Source organism: Aquimarina algiphila, from assembly GCF_007489275.1.
Lineage (GTDB): Bacteria > Bacteroidota > Bacteroidia > Flavobacteriales > Flavobacteriaceae > Aquimarina > Aquimarina algiphila.
Genome location: NZ_VLNR01000040.1, coordinates 33957 through 52722 on the forward strand (window position 1 = coordinate 33957; position 18766 = coordinate 52722).

Annotated in this window: 17 protein-coding genes; 11 read left to right on the top strand and 6 right to left on the bottom strand. The window is 31.9% G+C overall.

Features of this window, described 5'->3' with window-relative positions:
- Nucleotides 1-3: 3 nt before the first annotated feature.
- Nucleotides 4-798 carry a hypothetical protein gene (locus tag FOF46_RS18000; protein WP_109438012.1) on the bottom strand — a complete coding sequence of 265 codons (795 nt, stop codon included), beginning with the start codon at nt 796-798 and terminating at the stop codon, nt 4-6.
- Nucleotides 799-1113: 315 nt separating this feature from the next.
- Nucleotides 1114-2046, bottom strand: a complete 933-nt coding sequence (locus tag FOF46_RS18005) for a peptidylprolyl isomerase (RefSeq protein WP_109438011.1) — start codon at nt 2044-2046, stop codon at nt 1114-1116.
- Between the two features lie 349 nt (nt 2047-2395).
- Between FOF46_RS18005 and FOF46_RS18010 the strand changes: the two genes are divergently transcribed.
- Complete coding sequence (locus FOF46_RS18010; protein WP_109438010.1) at nt 2396-2608, top strand: hypothetical protein; 213 nt, start codon at nt 2396-2398, stop codon at nt 2606-2608.
- Between the two features lie 420 nt (nt 2609-3028).
- A complete protein-coding gene (locus tag FOF46_RS18015) occupies nt 3029-3211 on the top strand; it encodes a hypothetical protein (protein WP_109438009.1) in 183 nt (60 codons plus the stop codon).
- A 65-nt stretch (nt 3212-3276) separates the two neighbouring features.
- Here FOF46_RS18015 and FOF46_RS18020 read toward each other — a convergent pair whose 3' ends face one another.
- The gene (locus FOF46_RS18020; RefSeq protein ID WP_208746792.1) at nt 3277-5481 is read right to left on the bottom strand and encodes an ATP-dependent DNA helicase RecQ; all 2205 of its coding nucleotides are present in this window, start codon (nt 5479-5481) and stop codon (nt 3277-3279) included.
- A 235-nt stretch (nt 5482-5716) separates the two neighbouring features.
- On the opposite strand from FOF46_RS18020, the gene FOF46_RS18025 reads away from it, so the two are divergent.
- From FOF46_RS18025 to lptB, 4 genes are all read left to right on the top strand, one after another.
- A complete protein-coding gene (locus FOF46_RS18025; protein ID WP_143917418.1) occupies nt 5717-6685 on the top strand; it encodes a KpsF/GutQ family sugar-phosphate isomerase in 969 nt (322 codons plus the stop codon).
- The gene (tatC, locus tag FOF46_RS18030; RefSeq protein ID WP_109438007.1) at nt 6685-7518 is read left to right on the top strand and encodes a twin-arginine translocase subunit TatC; all 834 of its coding nucleotides are present in this window, start codon (nt 6685-6687) and stop codon (nt 7516-7518) included. Before FOF46_RS18025 ends, tatC begins: the two co-directional genes overlap by 1 nt.
- Nucleotides 7519-7869 carry a carboxymuconolactone decarboxylase family protein gene (locus tag FOF46_RS18035; protein WP_109438006.1) on the top strand — a complete coding sequence of 117 codons (351 nt, stop codon included), beginning with the start codon at nt 7519-7521 and terminating at the stop codon, nt 7867-7869.
- A gap of 80 nt (nt 7870-7949) precedes the next feature.
- Nucleotides 7950-8690: an LPS export ABC transporter ATP-binding protein gene (gene lptB / locus FOF46_RS18040; RefSeq protein ID WP_109438005.1), complete on the top strand. Its 741-nt coding sequence runs from the start codon at nt 7950-7952 to the stop codon at nt 8688-8690.
- 14 nt (nt 8691-8704) lie between these two features.
- Here the strand turns inward: lptB and FOF46_RS18045 are convergent, their stop codons facing one another.
- On the bottom strand, nt 8705-9466 hold the full coding sequence (locus FOF46_RS18045) for a CDP-alcohol phosphatidyltransferase family protein (RefSeq protein ID WP_143917419.1): 762 nt from the start codon (nt 9464-9466) through the stop codon (nt 8705-8707).
- 154 nt (nt 9467-9620) lie between these two features.
- Between FOF46_RS18045 and lnt the strand changes: the two genes are divergently transcribed.
- Nucleotides 9621-11201, top strand: a complete 1581-nt coding sequence (gene lnt, locus FOF46_RS18050) for an apolipoprotein N-acyltransferase (RefSeq protein WP_143917420.1) — start codon at nt 9621-9623, stop codon at nt 11199-11201.
- A gap of 86 nt (nt 11202-11287) precedes the next feature.
- On the opposite strand, the gene FOF46_RS18055 is transcribed toward lnt, so the two are convergent.
- Nucleotides 11288-12748 carry a C-type lectin-like domain-containing protein gene (locus FOF46_RS18055; RefSeq protein ID WP_143917421.1) on the bottom strand — a complete coding sequence of 487 codons (1461 nt, stop codon included), beginning with the start codon at nt 12746-12748 and terminating at the stop codon, nt 11288-11290.
- Nucleotides 12749-12915: 167 nt separating this feature from the next.
- Between FOF46_RS18055 and FOF46_RS18060 the strand changes: the two genes are divergently transcribed.
- The 4 genes from FOF46_RS18060 to FOF46_RS18075 all read left to right on the top strand — a co-directional run bounded on the left by FOF46_RS18060 (nt 12916) and on the right by FOF46_RS18075 (nt 17802).
- Nucleotides 12916-14784: an ABC-F family ATP-binding cassette domain-containing protein gene (locus tag FOF46_RS18060; protein WP_143917422.1), complete on the top strand. Its 1869-nt coding sequence runs from the start codon at nt 12916-12918 to the stop codon at nt 14782-14784.
- Between the two features lie 103 nt (nt 14785-14887).
- Nucleotides 14888-15397 carry a hypothetical protein gene (locus FOF46_RS32350; protein ID WP_208746793.1) on the top strand — a complete coding sequence of 170 codons (510 nt, stop codon included), beginning with the start codon at nt 14888-14890 and terminating at the stop codon, nt 15395-15397.
- Nucleotides 15398-15500: 103 nt separating this feature from the next.
- A complete protein-coding gene (locus FOF46_RS18070; RefSeq protein WP_143917423.1) occupies nt 15501-16547 on the top strand; it encodes a helix-turn-helix domain-containing protein in 1047 nt (348 codons plus the stop codon).
- Nucleotides 16548-16677: 130 nt separating this feature from the next.
- A complete protein-coding gene (locus FOF46_RS18075; protein WP_109437999.1) occupies nt 16678-17802 on the top strand; it encodes a nuclear transport factor 2 family protein in 1125 nt (374 codons plus the stop codon).
- Between the two features lie 127 nt (nt 17803-17929).
- On the opposite strand, the gene FOF46_RS18080 is transcribed toward FOF46_RS18075, so the two are convergent.
- The gene (locus tag FOF46_RS18080; protein WP_109437998.1) at nt 17930-18526 is read right to left on the bottom strand and encodes a PAS domain-containing protein; all 597 of its coding nucleotides are present in this window, start codon (nt 18524-18526) and stop codon (nt 17930-17932) included.
- Nucleotides 18527-18766: the final 240 nt, after the last annotated feature.

An 18766-nucleotide genomic window follows, 5' to 3' on the forward strand; every position in this document is an offset into this window, starting at 1 on the left:
CATTTAATCTACTTTTGCGTATACAAACTCTTCTTGTGAAGAAAGATCGATTAAAGTAAGTACATTGTTGTCTATGCTTCCTATTTTATATCGATAAATTCTATCATCCATCGGAAAGAAACAAATTAAGACATCTTCTTCAATTCTTGTTTTTAAACGGTTTGCAAACTTACCATTATAAAAATTGAAACGTATAGTACCTTCAAAGATTATATAATCTTCAGTATTCTGAATAAACATCCATTTCCCTTGTAAGTTTTCATAGATATTTCTATTATAAAACTTATTGTCCAATAAGGATTTCATTTTATTAGCATACTTCACAAATTCTTCTTCTGTAGTAATCTCTTCTAAAGATTCTCCTATCTTTTTTGTTTCAACCTCTTCACCATTATTAAAATAATGTTTTGATTCATACTTTGTATAGGCATTAGAATAATCCAAAATCCTCTGACCATTTGCATTTTTGGATTCTGTATATGGTCTTTGTTTGTAGTTCACATAGATTAACTGATCATTCCAGAAATAAAATTCGGTCACAACATCTGCTGTTCTGGTACCTACTTTTCTAACAATTTTCTTAAGTCTTTCATGTTCGTAATATCCATTAAGCTCTGCTCCATGGTCAGCCATTTTATCTAAAAACTCTTCAGGGTCTAAATAAAAGGTTTCAAATTCTATATAACTATCAATGATCTCCATCTGATCTTTGACATTTTCCAGAATTTCTTCTTTTCCCTGTCCCAAGGCAAGTTGGAGCGTACAGAGAAAAATAAATGTGATAAGTCCTTGTTTCATATCTAGGGGGTCTAGCAATTGGGGGTTAAAATATAAATAAATTAGGGGATTTTACTATTCAAATATTATTTTTTAACAGAAACACTTTTAATATAATTAAAAAAAATTTGTTAAAAAAAATATAAAAAGTTAAAAATAAAGCTTTCACTGTTAAAATCTACTATTAATTTAATAATTTACTGTGTTAATTTCATGCCTTTTTTGATAAAAAATAAATATTCATAACTTTAAATACATTTTACATAAAAGATAATACTAAAAAAGTCCCTGAAATAGTCAGGGACTTTTGAAAACTTTTTTATGATAGATATAAATCTACTTTACCGCTACTAACTCGACGTCAAAAATGAGCGTTGCATTTGGTGGAATAACACCACCGGCACCACTTTCTCCATATCCGAGATAAGGTGGAATCACAAATCGTGCTTTATCTCCCACCTGTAACAAAGCAATTCCTTCATCCCATCCAGAAATTACTTGTCCTACACCTAATGCAAAATCAATAGGCTGGTTACGCTTATAAGAAGAATCAAACACCGTGCCATCTGTTAAACTTCCTTTATAATGTACTGAAACAGTTTTTCCTTTTTCGGCCTTAACTCCATCTCCTTTTTGGATTACTTTATAACGTAAACCACTCTCTGTTTTATCAAATCCTGCTGCTAGTTCTTCTAATAATTCTTCAGATTTTTTTCTAGCTGCTGCCTCTCGCTCTGCTTTTGCTCCATTAAAACTTCTAAATGTTTCAACTGCATTAAAGTTTTCTGCTTCTGCACCAACTCTTTCTATTTCTAAAGATTCAATTTCATCACCTTGTTCTATAGCATTTACCACATCTAATCCTTCTACAACTTTACCAAATACGGTATGTTTTCCATCTAACCATGCTGTTTCTACATGTGTAATAAAAAACTGACTCCCATTTGTTCCTGGGCCTGCATTAGCCATAGATAAAACTCCTGGTCCGTCATGTTTAAGATCTGAATGTATTTCATCATCAAACTGATATCCAGGACCACCAGCACCGGTTCCTTGTGGATCTCCTCCTTGAATCATAAAGTCAGCAATTACTCTATGAAATTTAAGTCCATTATAATATGGCTTCCCTTGTGGAATAGCTTCATTTTCTATAGTTCCTTCCGCAAGGCCTACAAAATTACCAACCGTTCCCGGTGTCTTTTTGTATTCTAAATTAACAAGGATACTTCCTTTTGTTGTATTAAATTTTGCGTATAATCCGTCTTGCATAGCAATATCTTTTTTAACGTTTTAATTTTTGAGTTGCAAAGATAAGTAAATGCTATTCTTTTATTAAACAAAAGGTTATTATAATACTCCCTCTATTTCCAACTTAGTATTTTTAAAGATCAACATCTTCTTGAAAGGGTTTAATTTTTTATAAAAAACCTAAAAATACGTTCTGAATCTTCAACTTCCTGAATATCCAGAACCTCTATTTGTTATTTACAAATTATATTCATCTTACCTATAAATAGCTCCATTCTAGAAACGATTAACAAAAAAGAAGCTTATCAGACATATGCCTTGAGTGTCTATAAATGTTCGAGGAGTATATTAATTATTAAACAATTACAGCATGTTAAAAAACATTTTAGAATTAAATCACGCAAAAAAATTAAACAAAGAAGAACAAAAATCAGTCAAAGGAGGTTTTAAAGAAGAGTTAATATCTGTTGATACTCCTTGTGGTGATACAGGAGGAAGGGTTCGCACTCATATAAGTTCTTTTTTATGTGCACAATATGGCGGAGTGTATTTAGGTAATAATACTTGTATGATTTGTCATTAAACGTTTAATCTTAGATTAGTTTAATAAAGCACAAGCCACTCATCAGAAGTAGTTTGTTGCTTAAAAACTTTTTTAAATCTCGGACATATTCCTTGAGTGCCTATAAGTATTCAAGGAACATACTAATTATTAAACAATTACATCATGTTAAAAAACTTAATACGTTTTTAATTAAGAGAATAGTTTATCCTATCTATATGAATAAAACTCTCTAATAAACATAACGCTTTATTTATTTTTCTACTGCGTTCACATCTTACTTGTAAACGCTTATCAGTTTATAGAAAAAGAATCTAAATATTGTAAATAAATTGAAGTGGTTATTTAATTTTTTACTTGAGTATTTTGAGACTAATATAATTTAAGTATACATCTAAAATTTATCAAAAAGAATCGTTAATCCTTAAAAACCTAAAAATTATGCTACAAAACATTTTAAATCTAAAAGGTATTAATTCAATAAAGAAAAATGTCCAGAAACAAATTAATGGCGGATTACCTCCAGAGTGTGGCGCAGGACCATCAACAGGTTGTTTTTCTGGACCATTTTATTGTAACATCCATGGATTACCTATTTGCAATCCATTAGATCATGAAGCTTAAATCATTATTCAAAAAGAGGCAATCTAAAAAGGTTGTCTCTTTTAAGTATTAAAAATACTGAATAATTAATTCGCCACCTCACTAATAAACTTTATGCGATATAAACGAAGTTCTTCATCATCATAATCTCCATCAAATTCTTCTATTGCAGTATCTATTTTATCACTTTCTGCTTCAATAAAATATTCATGAATTTCTTCTTGCTGATCTTCATCTAGAATTTCATCAATCCAATATCCTATATTAAGTTTTGTACCACTATATACTATAGCTTCCATTTCTTTAATAAAAGCGGTCATATCCATACCTTTTGCAGCAGCAATATCATCCAATGGTAGCTTACGATCTACGTTTTGTATAATATATAGTTTAAGACCACTATTAGCACCTGTGCTTTTAACGACAAAATCATCAGGTCTCATAATATCGTTTTCTTCTACATATTTTGCGATCAATTCTACGAATGCAGAACCATATTTTTTTGCTTTCCCTTCTCCAACTCCATGAACATTTGCTAGTTCTTCTACACTAATTGGATATTTAAGAGCCATATCATCAATAGAAGGATCTTGGAATACTACAAATGGTGGTACTCCTAATTTTTTAGCTACTGTTTTTCTTAAATCTCGTAACATTCCAGCTAATTTATCATCACCACCTCCTTTTGCTCCTGATTTTGCTGCTGTTACTATAGAATCATCATTAGTTTCATCATAAATATGATCTTCTGTCATCATGAAACTTGTCGGTTTTTTTATAAAGTCTTTACCCTCTTTAGTAATTCTAATGACACCATACGTTTCAATATCTTTACGAAGATATCCAGAGACTAATACCTGACGTACAAGAGCCATCCAATATTTCCCATCTCTAGATTTCCCGCTTCCAAAGAAAGGTTGTTGGTGTGTTTTATGAGAGATAATCAATGCATTACTTTTACCAATAAGTGTATTGACCAGATCTTTGGATTTATAAATTTCTCCTGTCTTACTAACCACTTCTAGAAGTAATTTTACTTCGTCTTGTGCTTCATGTTTTTTCTTTGGATTGCGGATGTTATCATCCATATCTGCTCCTTCTCCATTGACCTCATCGAATTCTTCTCCAAAATAATGTAATATAAATTTACGCCTGGAGATAGAGGTTTCTGCAAAAGCAACTATTTCCTGTAACAGAGCATGACCAATCTCTTGTTCTGCAACAGGTTTTCCGCTCATAAATTTTTCTAGTTTTTCGATATCCTTATAAGCATAATATGCAAGACAATGCCCTTCTCCACCATCACGTCCTGCACGGCCGGTCTCTTGATAATAACTCTCTATACTTTTTGGCATATCATGATGGATCACAAAACGTACATCGGGTTTATCAATTCCCATTCCAAAAGCAATTGTAGCTACTACTACATCCACGTCTTCCATCAAAAACATATCTTGATGTTTTGCCCTGGTTTTAGCATCTAATCCAGCATGATAAGGAACAGCTTTTACTCCATTAACCTCTAATGTTTGTGCAAGTTCTTCTACTCGTTTTCTACTAAGGCAATATACAATACCACTTTTACCGCTATTTTGTTTTACAAAGCGAGTAATATCAGCATCTACATTTTTTGTTTTAGGTCGTATTTCATAAAATAAATTTGGTCGATTAAATGATGCCTTAAATGTATTGGCATTACTCATCGCTAAATTTTTAAGAATATCTTCTTGCACTTTTGGGGTAGCCGTAGCAGTAAGACCGATAATAGGAATATCTTCCCCTATTCTTCTAATAATATTACGGAGATTACGGTATTCTGGTCTAAAATCATGACCCCATTCGCTGATACAATGAGCCTCATCAACAGCTAAAAAAGAAATTTTCTGGGATTTTAAAAAATCTACATATTCTTCTTTGGTTAATGATTCTGGAGCTACATACAATAACTTAGTAACACCGTTCATTATATCTCCTTTTACCGTTTTCACCTCTGATTTATTGAGAGATGAGTTAAGCACATGTGCTATACCTTCAACCGATGAAATACTTCGAATAGCATCGACTTGATTTTTCATTAGTGCAATTAACGGAGAAACCACGATAGCAGTTCCTTCACACATCAAAGCAGGCAGTTGGTAACATAGGGATTTCCCTCCGCCTGTAGGCATTATAACAAATGTATTTTGTTTCTCTAATACACTTTGTATTACCTTTTCCTGTAGTCCTCTAAATTGACTAAACCCAAAATGTTTTTTTAAAGCACTTTGTAGGTCAGTTTCGCTCAAATTCATTAAACTTTTTAACTTTTATATACCAATTAAATAAAGATTAACTATCACTAAAATCTGTTTCCCCAATACAGATCCAGTGGATATTTTCGTTTCAATTTTAGAATGTCAAAGATAAACAATGTATAATTTAACATGCTTTTTTTTGACAGTATTTAAAATTAATAAGGTATTGTATACCTTTGCGTAAATTAAAGATAATAAAATCTTTATTTATAACACGCAAATTTTTTAAATTTTGAACACCCAAGATACTATAATCTCATATGCCAAAAAAACTATTGCCGAAGAAGCCCGTGCAATAGCCCATTTAGAAGAACTAATTGATGAAGAATTCTCTAACGCAGTTGAAAGTATTCTTCACTCTAAAGGTAGAGTCATAATAACAGGAATAGGCAAAAGTGCTATTATTGCTTCAAAAATTGTTGCCACGATGAATTCTACGGGTACTCCCGCCGTATTTATGCATGCCGCAGATGCTATTCATGGAGACTTAGGTAATATTCTTGAAGATGATGTTGTCATTTGTATTTCTAAAAGTGGAAATACTCCAGAAATAAAAGTATTGGTACCTTTAATCAAAAGTTTTAAAAATACATTGATAGGTATTACTTCGAATAAAGAGTCTTTTTTAGGTACAGAAGCTGATTATGTATTACATGCCTTTGTTGAAAAGGAAGCATGTCCAAACAACTTAGCTCCAACAACTAGTACTACGGCACAACTTGTTATGGGAGATGCTGTTGCTGTTTGCTTATTATATCTACAAGGGTTCTCTAGCCGTGATTTTGCTAAATATCATCCTGGGGGCGCTCTGGGGAAAAAACTATATTTACGAGTAAGTGATATTACCTCTAGAAACGAAAAACCAGAAGTATCTCCTAGCTCAAATATAAATGAGGTAATTGTAGAAATGACAGAGAAAAGGCTGGGAGCTACAGCAGTTACAGAAAACGGTACTATTGTAGGTATTATTACTGATGGTGATTTACGTAGAATGCTTACAACAAATACATCTTCTTTTGAAGGTTTGACTGCTAAAGATATTATGTCTCCTAACCCCAAACGTATTAATAATGAAGCTATGGCTGTAGATGCTCTAGAACAATTGGAAGGAAATTCGATAACCCAATTATTAGCCGAAGAAAATGGAAAATATGCTGGTTTTATTCACATTCATGATCTAATGAGAGAAGGCATTTTATAATGAAAGACAGCACTCAAAAAGACCCTCAATCCATGTCTTTTCTAGATCACCTAGAAGAGTTACGTTGGCATTTAATTAGAGCTACTGTAGCTGTATTAATTGCTGCAATTGCAGCATTTATGGCTAAAGAATTTATTTTTGACGTATTAATTTTCGGCCCAAAAAAAGCAGATTTCCCAACCTATAATGGACTCTGCAATTTATCAAAACTATTAGGTCTAGATGAAAGCCTATGTTTTAAAGAATTACCATTTAGTGTACAAAGTAGAAAAGTAGCCGGACAATTCTCTGTTCACATCTGGACTTCTATAACTGCCGGGTTTATTGCAGCATTTCCTTACGTACTTTATGAATTTTGGAAATTTATCGCACCAGCATTATATGACAATGAAAGAAAAACTTCTAAAGGTTTTATTATCATTTGTTCTTCTTTATTTTTCTTAGGTGTACTTTTTGGGTACTATGTAATCACACCATTATCTATTAATTTTTTAGGAGGATATCAAGTAAGTAAAGAAGTGCTTAATGAATTTGATATTGATAGCTATATTGCCTTGGTAAGAGCATCTGTCATAGCATGCGGATTAATATTCGAATTACCTGTTATCATGTTTTTCCTTACCAAAGTAGGTCTGGTCACTCCAGAATTTTTAAAAAAATACAGAAAATTTGCTTTAGTAATTGTGTTAATATTATCTGCAATAATTACGCCTCCTGATATCGCGAGTCAAGTTATTGTAACTATACCCATTTTAATATTATATGAAGTTAGTATTATAATTTCTAAAGTTGTTATAAAAAAAGAAAAGCAAAAACTTCAAAAAACCGCATAAATGAGTGATTTAATTGATGATTTCAACGCATATAGAGAGAAGATGAACTCTCGCATCCTTGAAGATAATAATAAAGTAATTAAAAGAATCTTCAATCTTGATACTAATGCCTATATGGAAGGCGCTTTGAATGTAAAAACTAAAGAATTGTTAGGGTTAGTAGCTTCTGCTGTATTACGCTGTGACGATTGTGTACGTTATCATCTAGAAACTTGTCATAAAGAAGGGCTAACAAAAGAAGAAGTAGTTGAAGCACTTAGTATTGCTACCTTAGTTGGAGGCACTATAGTTATTCCTCATTTACGCCGTGCATATGAATTTTGGGATGCCCTAGAAGCAAAAAAATCTTAAGTTTAGAACGGTTCAAAAGAATAATGTAAATTTACGAGCTCATTTTAGCAACACCCCTATTGTAACGAAGTCATTCTAATATGAAGTTGAAAGCAGACAATCTTATAAAATCCTATAAAGGTAGAAAAGTAGTAAAAGGAATTTCTCTTGAAGTAAATCAAGGAGAAATTGTTGGACTTTTGGGACCAAATGGTGCTGGTAAAACAACCTCTTTTTATATGATCGTTGGTTTGGTAAAACCAAATGGTGGAAAAATAACATTAGACAGTACCGATATTACCAAATATCCAATGTATAAACGTGCTCAAAATGGAATTGGCTATTTGGCTCAGGAAGCTTCTGTATTTAGAAAGCTTAGTATAGAAGACAATATTTTGAGTGTATTACAGCTTACATCTCTTAGTAAAAAAGAACAATTACATAAGATGGAAGCGCTCATTGAAGAATTTAGCTTGGGGCATATTCGTAAAAACCGTGGAGATTTATTAAGTGGTGGAGAGCGTCGTCGTACAGAAATTGCTCGTGCACTAGCTACAGATCCTAACTTTATACTTCTGGATGAACCTTTTGCTGGTGTAGATCCTGTTGCTGTAGAGGATATACAACGTATTGTTGCACAACTTAAAAACAAAAATATCGGAATTCTAATTACTGATCATAATGTACAAGAAACACTTGCAATAACAGACAGGACCTACTTGATGTTTGAAGGTAGTATTCTAAAAGCGGGTATTCCAGAAGAGCTTGCAGAAGATGAAATGGTGCGTAAAGTATATCTAGGTCAAAACTTTGAACTTCGTAAAAAGAAATTAGATTTTTAAATATTACCTAGCCTCTATTCACTTACAGATTTTCCTTTAGAAAATAAAGACATTAATACATATAAGAGTATTATGCATGGTATTGCCATAAATTTCAATACTACAATTAACAGTATTGTGCACAAAAGAAAAATATACCTAACCTTATTTTCTGTGAATCCCCATGTTTTAAATTTTAAAGCAAATAAAGGAATTTCAGCATTCAAAAGATAACAACTAATAAAAGTTAAGCTTATTAAAAACCATTTATTAAGTAAAATTGCAACAATCCAAGGGTCTGATTGAAATTTAAGAATAAGAGGTAAGCTCATAATCAATAGTGTATTTGCCGGAGTTGGCAAACCAATAAAAGATGTAGTTTGACGAGTATCAATATTAAATTTAGCCAATCGATATGCAGAAGCTAATGTTACAAATAGACCTATTAAAGATATGTACGACATGTCAAAACTAGCAAAAGTTTGTCCAAAATCCCAGGAATTAGGAACTACATAAAAAGGTTTTCCAAAAACTTGAGAAAGTAATTGATACATTATTATACCTGGCGCAACTCCACTTGTCACCATATCTGCCAATGAATCTAATTGTAGTCCTAATTCACTTTGCGCATTTAGAGCTCTAGCGGCAAAACCATCAAAAAAATCAAAGAAAATTCCTAATCCAACAAATAAAGCAGCTAACTCCAGATTACCACCGACTGCAAAAATTACCGCAATACATCCAAAAAAAAGATTAAACAATGTAATGATATTTGGAACCTGCTTTTTAATCCACATATAATTTGATTTTGTGTAAAAATAGCAAACTATTTTGGTCTGTTCATATAGATTTAAAATATGAAGTAATAAGCTTAACAAAAAAGAAGTATTCAATTTTATTAATTGTAACTAAATAAGTTTAATTTCGTCTTTAACAAGGAAGTCTTTTTTTATGAGAAACATTGTATTGTCCATTATTTCCGGACTCCTACTTACTATCGGATGGCCTACTTATGGTTTTCCTTTATTTTTATTCTTTGGATTTATCCCTCTACTTATTGCTGAATCTAATATTCGTAAAAATAAATATAGTAAAAGTCAGGTTTTAGGATTGGCATATCTCACATTCTTTACCTGGAATATCATCTCTACTGGATGGCTTTATAATTCTACGGCCTTTGGAATGTGGTTTGCAGTTCTAGTAAATAGCTTAGTCATGTCTCTTGTTTTTTTGACATACCATATTGTAGCCAAAAGGACCACATTTATGATAAGTAGTATCTTTTTGGTTTGTCTTTGGATGAGTTTTGAATATCTTCATTTACGATGGGAGTTTTCATGGCCATGGCTTAATTTAGGAAATGGATTTGCCAGTTTTACTTCATGGATCCAATGGTACGAATATACCGGAAGTTTTGGTGGGTCTCTTTGGATATGGACTGTAAACATGATTACTTTTAAAAGCATCTTACTTTTCCTAGAGCACAAGGACAAAACTATTCTCTATAGATCTGCAATTCGCAATGGGATAATCATTTCAATACCTATTATAATTTCGATAATTATTCTAAACACCTATGAAGAAAAAGGGCACGATGTTGAAGTTGTAATTTTACAACCAAACATCAACCCATATACTGAGAAATACAATACTAATGATACTCGTATCGGTATTTTATTAGACTCATTAACAAGATCTGCTGCTACTTCAAATACAGATTTTATTATTGCACCTGAAACTGTTTTTGCTGATAATAATAGGTTAAATAACTTCTCCAGATCTATTGCAAAAAACACTGGTAAAAAATTACTTGACTCTTATCCTAACGCTCATTTCTTATCGGGGATATCAATGATCGACGTTTTTAATAATCCAAATAAAATTCGTAAGCAGACCAACACGTATAAAGAAGGTATTTATTATGATGATTATAACTCAGCTTTTTTTGTTAGACCAGATGGAAGCAGTGAATTATATCACAAAAGCAGACTTGTGGTTGGCGTAGAAAATTTTCCATATCAAAGCTTATTAAAACCAATCGTCGGAGATGCTATGATTGACCTAGGAGGAACAGTAGCAAAAAAAACCACTCAAGAAGATCGAGAAGTATTTTTCACAAACGATAGTATTGGGGTAGCTCCTATTATTTGTTATGAAAGCGTATATGGAGAATATGTAACTGGTTATGTTCGAAACAAAGCAGATTTTCTAGCCATTATCACAAATGATGCATGGTGGGGTAATACCCAAGGGCATAAACAACATCTTTCTTATGCAAAACTAAGAGCCATAGAAACCCGAAGAAGTATTGCCAGAAGTGCAAATACAGGTATTTCTGCAATAATTAATCAAACAGGAGATATTGTTTCCTCTTTGGGTTATGAAAAACAAGGAACATTAAAAGGAACATTAAAAGTCAATGAGAAAATTACATTTTATGTAAAGGCAGGAAACTATATTGCTAGAGTTGCTATTTTCCTTTCAATTTTTATATTTCTATTTTCTGTTACCCGACGTAAGCAAAAAAAATAATACTAAGAATTGATCAGGATACTATCTAAACGTATTTATAAAATCAATCAACATATTCTTACCTATCAATCAACTATAAATAAACACTAATTATTTACACGATACGTTTTACTTCTATTTGTAATGACTGAACAACTTATTCGCAATCTAGTAACACCTGAGATCTGAAGTACAGGATCTCCTGGAAGCCCGCCATATTCAACAATATATCCCTGGGCTTGATATGCTCCTCCCCCTCCTGTAATAGGTAAGTCGTTCCATGAATTTTCAATACCAATAGTATTATCAGTTATATGAGCATAGTTTTCTTCTCCATTTGTCCCCGAACAACAATCATTAGGCTCATTATTATTCCAAAATGCAAATTCACCAGGAGCTACAGCTCCTGTTTGATTTCCATTCCAAAAAACTGTCCCTGCTTCTGGTCCTGTTTCCCAACGCCATTCTCCTTCTCCTGTTCCAAAATTATCACTAGCACCAATCCATCCCGTTCCCGTTATTTGACTTCCTGCAAATGTTGCTTCTATAACACTAGTAAGGGTTGTTAAATATCCCTGAAGACCAAAAAATGTTCTTAGTGCTGCCTCATCTCTTGCATCGTCCCATCGAATGCCCAAAGAAGGAACAAATTCATAATAATGGCCAGTTTCTGGCAAAAACAAAGGAGAACCTAAAACCACAGAAAATTCGCGTAAACCAGTTACAACTGGAGGTGTAGAAGAAAACTCAACTGCTAAAACAGCAGCCTCAAACTCAGCCAAAGTAGTCGGACCTGTTAATGTTAATCTACCCTCGACAACATCCCAACTATCAGTAATATTTGGATGAACTCCTGTTAATGTCAATACATCTTGTCCATTTTGATATCCTGTAGAAACTTGTATAGTTACTTGGTCCAACTCTGTATCATCAACATCAGTAATACTAACTGTTTGTACTACAGGTATAGAATTTGTGGCGTTTGGACAAAAATGTTGATCTCCAGAAACTGTAATAACAGGTGCCATATTTACAAAAGTTTCTATTTGTAAATTATCTACAAAAAAACGATCATTTCCTTGATTCCAATCATTATTAGTATTGATAAATCGTATGGTGGTATTTGCTGAAATAAATCCTGAAATATCTTGAGTAAAAGTATCTGTTGTATTTACTCCATTTCCAAAACTAGCCAAGGTAGTAAAAGGAGCTCCTCCTGTACTTGATATTTGAACATCAATTGTCTCACCAGCTTCTAGACTAAATGTTTCCCAATCAAAAGAAAGCGTAGCAGTGGCAGCACCAGTAAGATCAGCTGTTCGTTGAATTTGCTCATCTCCCGCAAATATAAAGCTAAACCGTAATCTATTACCAGTAATCCTTATAAATCCACCAAATGGATCGTCATCGGTAGCAAAGGGCTCTATTTCTGCCCAATTGCCCGCCCAATTTGCAGTCCCATCATTATTTGCATAAGAAACCGTACCGAAATTATCGATATACGTTTCCTGTGCTTCTAACAGAAATATAGTACTAAATAGTACTATTATGATTAGATAAGAACGCATAAGTAGGGGTTTGGGGTTTGTTAATACCACCACATCATCGATGTAATGCTCATAATAACCGATGAAAGTTAAGAATTCTTATCCACAAAAAGTAATTAAACCACAAAAATCTTTTCTAAAACAGAATCTATTTCTATTTATCTTTGCGTCAATTTTAAAATCAATAAGTGAATTACGTATCGGTAGAAAATATAGCTAAAGGATTTGGTGAACGTATTCTTTTTAAGAATATCTCTTTTGGAATTAATGAAGGGCAGAAAATTGGTTTTGTAGCCAAAAACGGAACAGGTAAAACGTCATTATTAGATATTGTTGCAGGAGATGAAGATCCTGATGAAGGACAAGTCGTATATCGTAAAAACCTAAAAGTGGCCTTCTTACCTCAAGAACCTAATCTGGACCCTAATCTTACTATTGAAGAAACTATTTTTGCTTCAGACAACGATATTCTCCAAGTGATTAATGCTTATGAAAAAGCATTACTAAACCCAGATGATGTAGAAGGTTACCAGCAAGCTTTTGAACAAATGGATGCTATAAATGCCTGGGATTTTGAAACCCAATATAAACAGATACTTTTCAAACTTAAATTAGAAGATCTAAGTAAAAAAGTAAGCGAATTATCAGGTGGACAAAAAAAGAGGTTAGCCCTGGCTAATATTTTGTTAAGCAAACCTAATCTTCTATACCTAGATGAACCTACTAACCATTTGGACCTAGAAATGATAGAATGGCTAGAAGAATATTTCGCAAAAGAGAACTTTACATTATTCATGGTTACTCATGACCGCTATTTCCTAGAGAACGTATGTAACGAAATTTTAGAATTAGAAAATGGTCAATTATACAGCTATAAAGGAAATTATGCATACTACTTAGACAATAAAGAAGCTCGTGTTATTAACGAACAAATAAGTACGGATAAAGCAAAACAACTCTATAAAAAAGAACTGGATTGGATGCGACGTCAACCAAAAGCACGTACAACAAAATCAAAATCCAGAATTGATGACTTCTATGAAATCAAGGATAGAGCGCATAAACGCCGTAATGACCACGAAGTACAACTCGAGATTAATATGGAGCGAATGGGAAGTAAAATCCTGGAACTCCACAAAATATCCAAAAGTTTTGATAACAGAGTTCTCCTTGATAAATTCGAATACGTATTCAAAAAAGGAGAACGTATTGGTATAATTGGTAAAAACGGAACCGGAAAATCTACTTTTCTAAATATGATTACAGGATCAATACTTCCTGATCATGGAAAAATAGTTAAAGGAGATACTATAAAATTTGGATATTATACCCAAAGTGGTATATCAATTAAAGAAGGTCAAAAAGTAATTGATGTCATTCGAGAGTTTGGAGATTATATTCCTTTAAAAAAAGGAAGACAAATTTCTGCTCAACAATTATTAGAACGTTTTCTTTTCGATCGTAAAAAGCAATATGACTTCGTAGAAAAGTTAAGTGGTGGTGAGCGTAAAAGATTATATCTCTGCACTGTGCTGATTCAAAATCCTAACTTTTTAATTTTAGATGAACCTACCAACGACCTGGATATTGTAACTCTTAATGTCCTGGAAAACTTTTTATTAGATTTTCCTGGTTGTCTCATCGTTGTATCCCATGATCGTTATTTTATGGATAAAATCGTAGATCATTTGTTTGTTTTTAGAGGTAACGGTATCATTCAGGATTTCCCAGGAAATTATACAGATTATCGTATCTATGAAAATAGTAAAGAACCAGAAGTAACAAAATCAGAAAATACCGAGGTAAAAGCAAAAAACACCTGGAAAAAAGATAACAAAGCAGCACTTTCTTATAACGAACAAAAAGAATTTAATAGAATTGAACGCGATCTTAAAAAATTAGAAATTCAAAAAAAGGAAATTGAAAATTTATTTGCTGAAGGAACGTTACCCGCAGAAAAGATTAATGAAGAATCATTGAAATTGAAAAACATTATTCAGCAAATAGAAGAAGGGGAAATGCGTTGGTTAGAACTTTCAGAAAAGATGGAAGGATAATATGAAAAATATAAATCTTAAATTATAAGGTTTTTGATTTAGAATGTACTTTAAACTAAAAACATACCTCAGATACCTTTTAAAATCTACAAATCAACACGGAGTGCATTCTCCATTTGTATATACTCTGGTTACCAAATGTTTTTATGACAAAAAACACAAATCACTATACCCGGCAATCAAATCTATTTATAAAAAAAACTGTATAAATGCTAACATAAGCTTCAAAAACCTGAAACTTATTGATCGATTAATCACATATTTAAACTATAAACAAATTGCTATACTTGAAAACACTTCTCCTCTTCCCTATCAAACATTATTATTAAACGATTCATTGTCCATATCAAAAGATATAAGTAAAAGCAATTATGATTTCATATATATGAATATAAAAGAATATAATAACCATAGTCTGGAAGTTATACTTTCAAACATTCATAATGATTCTTTGTTACTCATTAATGGCATACATCTATCTTTACAAAACATATCTACCTGGGAGCAAATAAAGAATCACCCAAAAGTAACAGTAACTATAGATATTTTTGATCTGGGTTTTGTTTTTTTTAGAAGAGAGCAGGCTAAAGAACATTTTGTAATTAGAGCATAAAAGGTTTTCTAATTGATATATAAATACCGAACTCATTTTCTTTTACTAGTTTTTCTATTTAATTTTATCATTCCTATAAATATTAGTTTATCGTCACCTATATATGAATTTCGACAGTCAGTTTTTATTCTTTTTTAGTGCAATTGGAGTTTTTAATAGTACACTTCTAGCTATATATTTTTTCTTTTATGCTAAGCCTAAACACATTTCTAATTATTTTCTGGGAACATTATTAACGGTATTAAGTATTAGAATTTGGAAATCTATATTTTATTACTTTAATAGAGAGCTTTCTAAAATCTATCTTCAAATAGGGTTATCTGCATGTTTTCTTATCGGTCCTTCTTTATTTTTTTATTTGAAATCTATACTAAATCCTTCTTCAAAAAAGATCGACCATTCCTGGAAATATCACTTTCTTTTCTTGTTTATTATTATACTCGCTATTGGTTATAGCTATCCTTATGAGGATTATCCTGACCTTTGGAGGTTCTATATTGTAAAAGTAATTTATTATCAATGGTTAGGATACATTTTAGCTTCAGGTTTTCTTTTAAGAAAAGTGATCAAAAAAATGTTTACAAAGCACAATAAATTAAACAGTGCAGAAATATGGATAACAAGTGTTTACTTTGGTAACCTCATCATTTGGATTGCATATAAAACAGTATCATACACTTCATATATAGTAGGTGCGCTTTCATTTTCTTTTGTATTCTATTTATTACTTCTAATATTATTCTTCCGTAAAAAAAAATACGCTATTCTCTTTAGGGAACCGTCAAAGTATGCAGACAAAAAAATAGAAGAAGCTGAAGCCAAAAGACTTTTTGAAGTATTAGAAGAAACAATGAAGTCCAAAAAACTATATAAAAACCCTAATCTTAAATTACCTGATCTGGCAAAACAAATTCATATACAAACACATCTTTTATCTCAGTTCATAAATGATAATTTGAATAAAAGTTTTTCTTTATTTGTTAACGAATATCGAATACATGAAGCTAAAATATTATTATCAAATAAGGATAAATTTACTATAGAATCCATTGGTTATGAATGTGGCTTTAATTCTAAATCAACTTTTTATTCTACATTCAAAAAACTCACAGGCATGACCCCTACACAGTACAAATCTGCACAGTCTTAACTAGTAAACAAACCCTGTTTTTTTTATTTTCTAAGTCCAATATTATAAAACCGTACACCTGAATTATAAAATATTACTGATTTTATAACGATAGCCTATACTATTGTGGTTCTTTCAAAAAAATAAAAACATGAAGAATCTTTTTTGCACAATAGCCTGCATAGCATTTTTTGGTACAACCCAAGCTCAATCTGAAGAAAAACTCATTGCTGACGCTTTGACTCATTATATAGAAGGAACTTCTTATAGAAGACCTGAACAAATAAGTAAAGCATTTTATAAAGATGCAAAGTTGTATCTAAATAACAAAAATGATGAACTTTGGGTAGTACCCTCAAGTGAGTATATTAGTTGGTATGAAAAAGGAGAACAAAACAAATTTAGCGGAAGAACGGGAAGAATACTCAACATCGATCGAGAAAACGATATTGCCGTTGCCAAAGTAGAAATTTTAATTCCTGAGAGAGAACTACGTCTTACAGATCTTTTTTTAATGAAAAAATTAGAAGGATCATGGGTGATCATGAGTAAATCAGCTTCTAAAAGAACATTTGACAAAAATAATGCTGATCATATTTTATTCATTGTATCAAATGCTCATTTCTATGGAAACTCTAAACTTAACACAGGTAATAGTTTTTCTGAAATTGTTAATGCATATCACACCTTTCAGAAGGCTGGTTATACTATTGATTTTGTAAGTCCCGAAGGAGGCGCAATACCACTTGCATATATCAACACTTCTGATCAGTTACAAAAAGAATATTTATACAATAATGATTTTATGGCAGCATTAGAAAATACAAAAAAACCTGTACAAATAGATGCAAAAAACTATAAGGCTGTCTATTATGTTGGTGGTGGTAGCGCTATGTATGGCGTTCCAGAAAATAAGAATATTCAGGAAATAGCAATGGAAATATATGAACAACATAACGGTATCATATCTTCTGTATGCCATGGGACTGCTGGAATTGTAAATTTAAAAACAAAAGATGGAAAATATCTTGTGCAAGGAAAACGTGTTAATGGTTATCCAGACGGCTATGAAAATCCTAATAAAGAATACTATAAACAGTTTCCTTTTTTTATTCAAAAAACTATTGAAAAAAGAGGAGGAACATTTAAGTTTTCACCAAGAAATACACCTCATATAGAAGTTGATGGAAATCTTATTACAGGTCAGAATCATTTATCCTCAGAAATTGTTGCACAAAAAATCATAGAAGTATTATCCAGTAGAGATATTAAATAAGTGTATTGAAATTCATAAAGAGTCTCTTAAAAAGAAGCCCAAGCTATTTTATGATAGTTTGGGCCTTACGAATTAAAAGGTATTAAACCTTAAATCAAATATAATTCTATATCATATACCATTAATACTACCTAAACATTCTTGAAAATACAGTTCTACGTTTGTGGTATTGTAAGTCCTTTGGATCATACGTGCTTTTCTCTTCGGGTAAACAAATTTCTTCTATATATTCACCATAGGTCATATTTTTTTCTTCGAGAAAACCAATCAAATATTTTTCTGCCGTTTCGACACCGCTTGCCTGCTCTATTGATAATAGTTTTTTATACAGACTATCTATTGCTGTTATTGTATCTCTAGGTGGAGCTTTTCTTCTTGCAAAAAATGAAGCTATTTGCCCTTCATCATCTACTTTTACATCAAAATCGGTAATCACCCAATAATACCTTCCATCTTTTGCTAAATTTTTCACTAAAGCATGTATATTTTTCTTTGCTAATAAATGTTCCCATAACCATTTAAAAATCACTTTAGGCATATCGGGGTGACGTATCACGTTATGAGGCTGACCAATTAGTTCTTGTTCTTCATATCCACAAATTTGCATGAAATAGTCATTCGCGTATTCTATAATTCCTTTAGGATTGGTTTTACTCATTATAGTTTCATTAGGATCTAAGGCAATTTCTACATTGATAGGCTCAGGGCGTTTAAGTGCTTTCATATTTATTTATGTTAGTTATGTTTTGCGCAAAACTAATTTTAAGCTTCACCATGAAAAATGACAAAAATCATATTAATAATCAGAAAATAAAGGGCTATCAGGTTTTAACTCAGCTTTAACGCTAAGCCTATGCTTAAATCTTATCAGAAGCGAGAATATTTTGCACTTCATCATGTAACAACTTTTTACCTACTGCGTCATATAGTCTAAAATTGTATCTTAACCATTTGTAAATAATAC